Below are 8,660 nucleotides of genomic sequence, written 5' to 3'. Positions count from 1 at the left end.
ACGGTTGGGGCAAACTGAAGAGCGAAACGAACGTAACGGGAACGGCGCACCAACCCTTCCGATTGCAAAACCAGTATTGCGACCGTGAGACGGGGCTGCATTACAATTTCTTCAGGTATTATGAGCCGGAATGTGGAAGATTTATCAACCAAGACCCGATTGGGTTACTTGGAGATGAGAATTTTTATACATTCGCGTCCAACGTGCAGGAATGGATTGACCCCCTTGGACTTAAAAAGAAAGCCTCTTCTCGTAAACCTAAATTCGTATCTACCAAATCAACAGGTAGAACTAAGCCTCGGAGTGCTCTTGAAAGCAAAATTATGGATCAAGTCAAAAAACGATCTGAAAAAGGAAATGTGATAATTAGGGCAGACCAAATTGGCGATCGATGTTATGCAGGGAAAGGTTGGAATAAAATGGAACAAAAAATAGATGGGGTTACTATTCACTATATGGCAAAATTTGATAAGGTGGGGAAAATGACGCATGTTACTGATTTTAAATTTAAATAAGAGGATTATATGAATAAATTTATTTATAAAAATGCTTATGACATTACCAATCACTGGGAATTTTGCAATCAAAATAAATTTCCATTTATTACAATTAATAATATTGATAGGAATTTTAATGAAATATTTTTTGATATAACTAATATAAGCAATAAATTAGAAGAAGTTTCTAATTCCATAAAAGAAATATCCTATTGTTATAATAATTTTTTTTTAATCCCTGACTATATATTAGAACGATATGAATCACAATATTATTACTTTGAATTTCCTGTTATAAATACTCACTCTGAACTTATTGCAAACCAGCTATTTGATTATTTACTTGACAACATAAGCTAGAGCCTATTTTTGCAGCAAATCACAAGGACGTCTGAAAGACAAAGAAGTTTCAGAAACGTCATTCCCGCATGATTTAGGCGGGAACGGCCTCGAAAACCAAACCCGCTTCGTTTGGGACGGCAGCCACCTCTTGCAGGAAGTCAAACCGGACGGCAGATATACCTATATCTACACCGACCCGGATTCCTACGAACCATTGGCGCAAGTCCGCGATTGGACAACCGAAGACGGCGAAAGCAGACAACAAATCCACTACTTCCACTGCGACCAAATCGGCATCCCGAGAGAGATGACCGATAAGGACGGCAACCTGGTTTGGTTCGGCGATTATTACGGTTGGGGCAAACTGAGGAGCGAAACGAACGTAACGGGAACGGCGCACCAACCCTTCCGATTGCAAAACCAGTATTGCGACCGTGAGACGGGGCTGCATTACAACTTCTTCAGGTATTACGAACCGAACATCGGGCGGTTTATGAATCAGGATCCGATTGGGTTGTGGGGCGGAGATAATCTGTATTGTTTTGCTCCGAATGTACAAAAGTGGATTGACCCGCTAGGGCTTGCTCCTATTCCAGCACCATCTTCTCTTCCTGGCTTTCCAGGTGTCCAAAGAGCAAAGCCTAAAACTCCTGTGCAAGGAGGAGGAGGATTAAGAAAACGTTGGAGGCTTCCTGGAGGCTGCATTCTAGAATGGGACTCTCAACATGGAGAAGTTGAAAAATATGATAAACGAGGAAAACACCTTGGCGCATTTGACCCTAAGACTGGCAAACAATTAAAAGACCCTATTAAAAACAGAAGGATAGAACCGTGAAAAAAATCATAAGATTTATATCAAAATTCGAAAAAAATGGAGAAAAATTTATTGAAGTCATAAATTTTAAGAATGAACCATCTCTTAATTTTCTACAAAAAATTTTTCATGAAACTAGCCCTATGTATGAAGAATATTGGATATCAAATGAAGTTGCAAAAATAATTGAACCTTATTTATGTGAGAAATTAGACATAAATAATTATGACTATTTCTTGTCTTGCGAAGAGGATATTATTTAATTAAAAATGTAATAATCATATTTACGGATAGCGCATACCAACCCTTCCGCCTGCAAAACCAGTATGCCGACCATGAGACGGGGCTGCATTACAACTTCTTTAGGTATTACGAACCTGATGCGGGGAGGTTTGTAAATCAGGACCCGATTGGGTTGGAAGGTGGAGAAAATTTATACAAGTTTGCTCCTAATGCGCAAAATTGGGTAGATATTTTTGGTTTATGGCGTTTTGGCGATCCCTTGCCACAATGGCTTGTTGATGGTGCTGCTGGGTTTGGAGACAACATTTCAATGGGAATTACTAAAAAAGCTCGACAATTATTTGGTATAAGCGGCGGAGTCACAGAATCAACTGCTTATAAGACAGGCGATTGGCTAGGTGAAATACCTGGACTTATTAACCCCGCAAAAAAAGTTAACACCGCATATAAAGGACTTAAACGTACAAAACTTTGGAAGTGTGAGATGAAAAAAATTTCTCGCACAGCAAAACGGACAAGAGCGAAGCGAGTTACAAAGGCTAAAGCTAATTTAAGAAGTGTGTTATGGCAGGAAACCAAAGGATTTATAACTGAAAAAATTAAAAGTAAAATTGTTGAGAATATAGTTTGAATATGTAAAATAGGTAATTCTCATATGTATAATTTCTTTCTTAAAAATAAAGATTTGCTTTGTGTATTTTGTGTATTAATTTGGGATTTATATGATTTATATGATTGCTTATTCAATGGGAATTGTGGCTGGAAGAGAGATATGTATTTTCCTTCATTTGGATTAGGTAGAATAATGTATTCATTATTTAATTTAACTCTTATGGTGGCATTATGTACTTGGATATTTTTATTTTTTCAAAATACTATAAAAAATAGTAGCCATAGGTTGGGTAGGATCCTTAAAAAAAGAAAGTAAACCGTAGCACGCGTGATTAAAGCTAAAAAATAACTGAACCTCTTTGAATCAAACAGTAGTCGGTTGGGTCGAGACCCAACAACAAAAAGCTTGGGGTTGTCGTCACTCAAGACATTCCAAAGATAAATGTAACAATAGGAAAAAATGATATGGTAGGCAACGAAATTTCAAGTTTTGATGCTTTTTTAATATGCAAGCAATTATCAGTTAAGGAATTATTCAAAAAAATACTTAATTCAAATACTGTTTTTCAATATGAAGCAGCAAAAAGGTTACAATTTTATGAGTATAGTGAAATTAAAGATAATATTAAAAATATACTATTAACAAGCAGATATAGTCGACATAGAGAAATTGCAATATTTATTTTAGGGCAGTTTCAAATCAAACTTAATGACATTCATCTTAAAGAAATTCTATCAATATTAATTTGCTTTATACACAATGATAAAAGTATAAGAGTTAAATCATCTGCAATTTCATCATTGGGATACCTATTTCGTGATTACAATTTAGGAGAAAAAGAGTTTTCTAATATAGAAAAAGATATAGATTTAATATGGGGTTTAAATAAGTATTCTATTATTATTTCAGTTGCATTTAGTTCTGTATATCTGCCAGAAAGGGAATATATAAGAGACTATCTAATCAGAAATTTAAGTAAAAAAACCCCTAAGATATTATCATGGATTTTATATTCTTTAAAAGAGAAAGGTTATAAATCAAATTTAATTGAAACACTATTAATTAGGAAGCTAAAGGATTTTAATGAAACTTCTTATATTTACCATGAAATAGTTTCCTTTTTAATTTCAATTGACTCTAAGAAAGTTATTCCGTATGTTAAAAAAATTTTATTGAATCAAAATAGAATTGACAATGAATTCTATATCGAAATCAAGAATAATTCATCTAAAAAGTTTTCAAAAATTAGAAAAATACTACTAAAGAAATTTGGATAAATAGTATTAATGATTCAAATACCATATGTAGATTGTATCAAGATCTAATAGACAATTGATTTTCTTGAAATCTTTAGATGAGCTTTACTCTATACTCAAATCTTTATTTATTTCGATTGAAACGAAAACATCCAAATCAGCCTCAACGAGGAAGTCATCACCGACATCGAACGCGACAAACTACCCCGCGAAATCTACCGCACACAAGGTAAGCTCGCCAGCCGTTACGAATTCGCCCCTTTAGGTCGTCTGAAAAACGGAGAAATTTCAGAAACGTCATTCCCGCATGATTTAAGCGGGAACGGCCTCGAAGAGGAAACCGGGTTTGTTTGGGACGGCAGCCATTTGCTGCAGGAAGTCCACCCGGACGGCAGGTATACCTATCTCTACACCGACCAAGACTCCTACGAACCGCTGGCGCAGGTCCGCAATTGGACAACCGAAGAGGGCGAAAGCAGACAACAAATCCACTACTTCCACTGCGACCAAATCGGCATTCCGAGAGAGATGACCGATAAGGACGGCAATCTGGTTTGGTTCGGCGATTATTACGGTTGGGGCAAACTGAGGAGCGAAACGAACGTAACGGGAACGACGCACCAACCCTTCCGCCTGCAAAACCAGTATTGCGACTGTGAGACGGGGCTGCATTACAACTTCTTCAGGTACTATGAGCCGAACATCGGGCGGTTTGTGAATCAGGATCCGATTGGGTTGGAAGGCGGCTTTAACGTTTATCAGTTTGCGCCGAATGTTCAGGGGTGGGTTGACCTGTTGGGTCTTAAAGATTCATATGAGCAAGCCATGAAAAAAGCTATGGATTGGTTAACTAAACGTGGTTTTAAAGCTGAAAAAGTTCGTTTGGGTAAATTCGGAAGTATCGCTGGTAAACCAGTAGGAATGCAAACTGCTAATGGTAAATGTCATTTTAGAGTTGAATTTGATGAGAGATCAGGAGCACATATTAATGTTCAAGCATGGAAAGAAAAAGGCCCGCATTTCCTATTTGATGCTACGGAAAAAACAGTTACAAAATTGCAAAGAAGATTTGGGAGGTAATTATCAATATGTTTGATGATGAATTAAATGACTTTTTAGATGAAAATAATGTTCGATTTTCGATTTTAGACAAAGACATATTTAATAAATATGCAAAAATCGAAAATTATCCTTTCACCGGTTCTAGAATCTCTTGGAGCAAACTCAAAATTCATATTAGTAAATCATTTCATGAATTACCTAAATTCATTAATGAAGTTAGTAATATCTTATCTAGCTTAAATGAAAACCAATCTAATATCATTTTAATAGGAAATGATTTTCAAAACGGATATTACATTGATTTTTCAATGAAAATTTTAGAATTAATTTCACATTTCTTAATGGAATACCCAGGAGAAAATTATCTATTTGGATTAAATCAGAAATGGTGTATTTGTATTTATGATGTTCTGGATTTTGGGTTGCCAGAACCGAAATTATTGTAAAGATATATTGAACAAGCAAGCCGTAGCCCGCATAAACCCTCCAATCCCGACGCAGCAAGCCGTAGCCCGTTACAGAACCAGTATGCCGACCTTGAGACGGGGCTGCATTACAATTTCTTCAGGTATTACGAACCGAACATCGGGCGGTTTGTGAATCAGGATCCGATTGGGTTGATGGGTGGGGAGAATTTTTATTCTTTTGCTCCTAATACAGCTAAATGGATCGACATATCAGGAGCTATGGCTCAGGCTGCAGCAGGCTGTGTTATTGGTTCGCCATTTGGTGGTCCCATAGGATGTGCTGCAGGGGCAACTATTGCTACTATAGCAACCGCTGTGGTAGCTGTTGTAGCAACAGTTTACACAGGAACTAAAATTGCTGAAGCAGCTAAAGAAAATAGTAAAACAAATACATGTGAGGATAAAAAGAAAAGACAACCCTGCCCACCATGTAAAACACAAAGTGGGAAAACCGTTGTGGTAGGTACTATAGGATATAGGCACGATCTAGTTCCACCAAGTAAACCACATCACCCTTTTACTGGTGATCACTACAACCTATATAAAGCTAATCAAAATCCAAATAACTGTAAATGTTTCTGGAAACCGTTTGGAGCAGCTGATGCTTCAGGTGGGAAACCTCCTCCTGCAGGCTCTATAAAAATTGAACCATTTGTATAGAGGATAACTGGTTATGCATTATTGTGATGGAACAAAGATTCAATTGGCAGATAGGGTTAGATTAGGTGATTCTGATGGCATGGTGGTAGCTTTAATCGGAGAAGGATTATATGAGAGTAAATATCTTTTAAAAGATTGGTCATATCTTAAACATGGAATACTAATAAATTTTAATAAATATGGTTTAATTTATTATGAAAATATTGAACAAGATATTATCTTTATTGAAAGAGGCTAGCCCGCGTAGGTATGATTGACCCCATCAGGTATAACTGTACACACGCTTTCCGATGCAGTCTGAAAAAACTCCCATCCCCTTTTCAGACGACCTCCCCTTTTCAACCACGGAGCCACGCCCATGGCATTCAATAAACTGGCCGACGGCGAAGTGCAGAACTACTTCTACGATCTGCATGACCAACCGGTTAAAGCCGAAATCTTCAAGAAAGACGGCACGAAAAAGACTTGGGCCTACACCTACGATGCCTTGGGCAGAAGGATAGGCAAAGGCCGTCTGAAAACAGACGGCAGCCTAGAAGACGAAACCCGCTTCGTTTGGGACGGCAGCCGCCTCTTACAGGAAGTCCACCCGGACGGCAGGTATACCTATCTCTACACCGACCAAGACTCCTACGAACCGCTGGCGCAGGTACACCATTGGACAACCGCAGACGGCGAAAGCCGCCAACAAATCCACTACTTCCACTGCGACCAAATCGGCATCCCGAGAGAGATGACCGATAAGGACGGCAATCTGGTTTGGTTCGGCGATTATTACGGTTGGGGCAAACTGAAGAACGAAACGAACGTAACGGGAACGGCGCACCAACCTTTCAGGTTGCAAAACCAGTATTGCGACCGTGAGACGGGGCTGCACTACAACTTCTTCAGGTATTATGAGCCGGATGCGGGTCGGTTTGTGAACCAGGATCCGATTGGGTTGTTTGGGGGGAGTAATTTTTATGCGTTTGCCTTCAATATATCTCGTTGGCTTGATCCATTAGGTCTAAAAGGAAAGTCAAAACGATCATGCGAAGAGATTGGGCAAGATATTGATAGATTAATTAATAGAGATAAACGGAAATGTAACAATGGTGGCACTCATGGTTTGCGCCATAGGTTCAATGAACAAATTAATGGTCTCAATGGTCCTGGTACCCAGTCGTGGAAAACACATGAACAGGAGATCAAGAATCAACAGAAAAACCTTAGAGACCGTTTGCAGGAGTGGAACGATTCAGGTTGTGGAAGTCCACCTTCTGGGGCGTGGAAGTGGGCGACAAAACCAGTTCCTCAGCCTAAACAGTGGAAAAATCCTGCTGTTCCGAGGTCTACTGTAGAAACAGGAGCAAAAGTTGTTGCTGGAGCTGGAGCTGCATATATAGTTTATCGAATTGTTCGGTTTTTGCCTTCTTTACTCCCTCCTTTGTGGGGAACAATTCCTGCAAATGCTGCCATACCTTAAAATGTAGAAAGTAAGACATGAATAAAAACAATCTAATTTTATTAATTAAAAATCAAATGTCAGATAAACAAAAAAATGAAAATGCTTTATATTTAAATACACTTTTACTAAGCTCAATAGAAAATCCTAGTATAGATAATGATTGTTTCATAGAATTATTTAGCTATTATTCTAACATATCACAAGGAGAAGTAAGTGAACTATTTAATTTACTACAATCTTTAACCAAAAATGAAATCAATATAATTTATGATTTTTTAGAATATATTTCTAAATTTATCAGAGATTTAGGAGTAAATTATGAATTTGATAAATTTCTTATGGAGGTAAAATATATACAAGAACGAAATTGTCTAGAAGAAAAAATTAAGCCTACTTTCCCAATTTTCAAAGTTGATAAAAATAACATCATAAGTTTTGATGATAGTGATAACTTTTATATATTTTCAATAATGCAACTATCTACTAAAACTTGGATTGAGATAACATATGATGATTTTCTCTCAATACTTGAATCACTAGAGTGGCAAGCCTTTACTAATAAGGCTATATTATATTTTACTCCTTGCTGTTTAAAATATATTTTTGCTAATTTATCTAAATTTTATTTATATGGTTACGTTGTTGACTTTTTATATATTGCCCTAAGAAACCAAAGTACGATATTTAACACTACTCAAATCAACTTAATTATTGATTTTTTTAAATTAATCCAAAATTTTAACCAGGAAATTAGTGTTGAAACACACAAAAAAATAACAAGTACTATCCAACTTTATTTATAACTTCCGGGCCGCAAAGGGGTGTTGTCGCGTACCGCCACAGCATCACCTGCTTCGACTACAACGGAAACGGCCAAATCATCGCCCGGCACCAATGGAAAGTACCGACTAAGGAAGAGAACGCCCGAAACGGCCTGCCCGAAACCGACTGGCGCGATGCGCAGTACGATATGCTGTACCTGCCCGTTACCGAAACCGTCCGCTACCACTACGACTTCAACGGCAACCGTACCGCCACCGTCCTGCCCGACGGCAGACAGATCAACTGCCTGTATTACGGCAGCGGCCACCTGCACCAAATCAGCCTAGACGGCGAAGTCATCACCGACATCGAACGCGACAAACTGCACCGCGAAATCTTCCGCACACAGGGTAAACTGGCCAGCCGTTACGAACTCGATCCCTTAGGCCGTCTGAAAAGGCAAATCGCCGCACTCAACGATCTGACGCAGATCGAGA

At 38.1% G+C, this 8,660-nt stretch carries 10 protein-coding genes and 3 pseudogenes; all 13 read left to right on the top strand.

What is annotated here, in order from left to right; all coding sequences use genetic code 11:
- The coding region (locus KEM39_RS11665; RefSeq protein WP_249182717.1) for an RHS repeat-associated core domain-containing protein at positions 1–515 on the top strand (515 nt) is incomplete at its 5' end.
- 9 nt (positions 516–524) lie between these two features.
- A complete protein-coding gene (locus KEM39_RS10020) occupies positions 525–857 on the top strand; it encodes a hypothetical protein (RefSeq protein WP_107863908.1) in 333 nt (110 codons plus the stop codon).
- Positions 858–987: 130 nt separating this feature from the next.
- Entirely contained in the window at positions 988–1,674 is a 687-nt protein-coding gene (locus KEM39_RS10015) for a colicin E3/pyocin S6 family cytotoxin (RefSeq protein WP_418030184.1), read from the top strand.
- Positions 1,671–1,916, top strand: a complete 246-nt coding sequence (locus KEM39_RS10010) for a DUF7683 domain-containing protein (RefSeq protein ID WP_211709941.1) — start codon at positions 1,671–1,673, stop codon at positions 1,914–1,916. Before KEM39_RS10015 ends, KEM39_RS10010 begins: the two co-directional genes overlap by 4 nt.
- 29 nt (positions 1,917–1,945) lie before the next feature.
- Positions 1,946–2,137: pseudogene (locus tag KEM39_RS12085) on the top strand (RHS repeat-associated core domain-containing protein); the annotation flags it as partial.
- A gap of 836 nt (positions 2,138–2,973) precedes the next feature.
- Positions 2,974–3,786, top strand: a complete 813-nt coding sequence (locus KEM39_RS10000) for a hypothetical protein (protein WP_211709940.1) — start codon at positions 2,974–2,976, stop codon at positions 3,784–3,786.
- A 345-nt stretch (positions 3,787–4,131) separates the two neighbouring features.
- Positions 4,132–4,845 carry an RHS repeat-associated core domain-containing protein gene (locus tag KEM39_RS12080; RefSeq protein WP_418030182.1) on the top strand — a complete coding sequence of 238 codons (714 nt, stop codon included), beginning with the start codon at positions 4,132–4,134 and terminating at the stop codon, positions 4,843–4,845.
- A gap of 8 nt (positions 4,846–4,853) precedes the next feature.
- Positions 4,854–5,273, top strand: a complete 420-nt coding sequence (locus KEM39_RS09990) for a hypothetical protein (protein WP_025457360.1) — start codon at positions 4,854–4,856, stop codon at positions 5,271–5,273.
- Positions 5,274–5,342: 69 nt separating this feature from the next.
- Positions 5,343–5,525, top strand: a pseudogene (locus KEM39_RS09985) (RHS repeat-associated core domain-containing protein); the annotation flags it as partial.
- A 442-nt stretch (positions 5,526–5,967) separates the two neighbouring features.
- Positions 5,968–6,192 (top strand): hypothetical protein, encoded by a 225-nt coding sequence (locus KEM39_RS09980; protein WP_211709939.1) that lies wholly within the window; start codon positions 5,968–5,970, stop codon positions 6,190–6,192.
- A 120-nt stretch (positions 6,193–6,312) separates the two neighbouring features.
- A complete protein-coding gene (locus tag KEM39_RS09975; RefSeq protein ID WP_211709938.1) occupies positions 6,313–7,419 on the top strand; it encodes an RHS repeat-associated core domain-containing protein in 1,107 nt (368 codons plus the stop codon).
- Positions 7,420–7,436: 17 nt separating this feature from the next.
- A complete protein-coding gene (locus KEM39_RS09970; RefSeq protein ID WP_211709937.1) occupies positions 7,437–8,204 on the top strand; it encodes a hypothetical protein in 768 nt (255 codons plus the stop codon).
- 26 nt (positions 8,205–8,230) lie between these two features.
- A pseudogene (locus KEM39_RS09965) lies at positions 8,231–8,660 on the top strand (RHS repeat protein); the annotation flags it as partial.

This window comes from Neisseria sp. Marseille-Q1983 (assembly GCF_018224585.1).
GTDB lineage: Bacteria > Pseudomonadota > Gammaproteobacteria > Burkholderiales > Neisseriaceae > Neisseria > Neisseria polysaccharea.
This window is presented reverse-complemented; position numbering and strand designations above follow the sequence as displayed.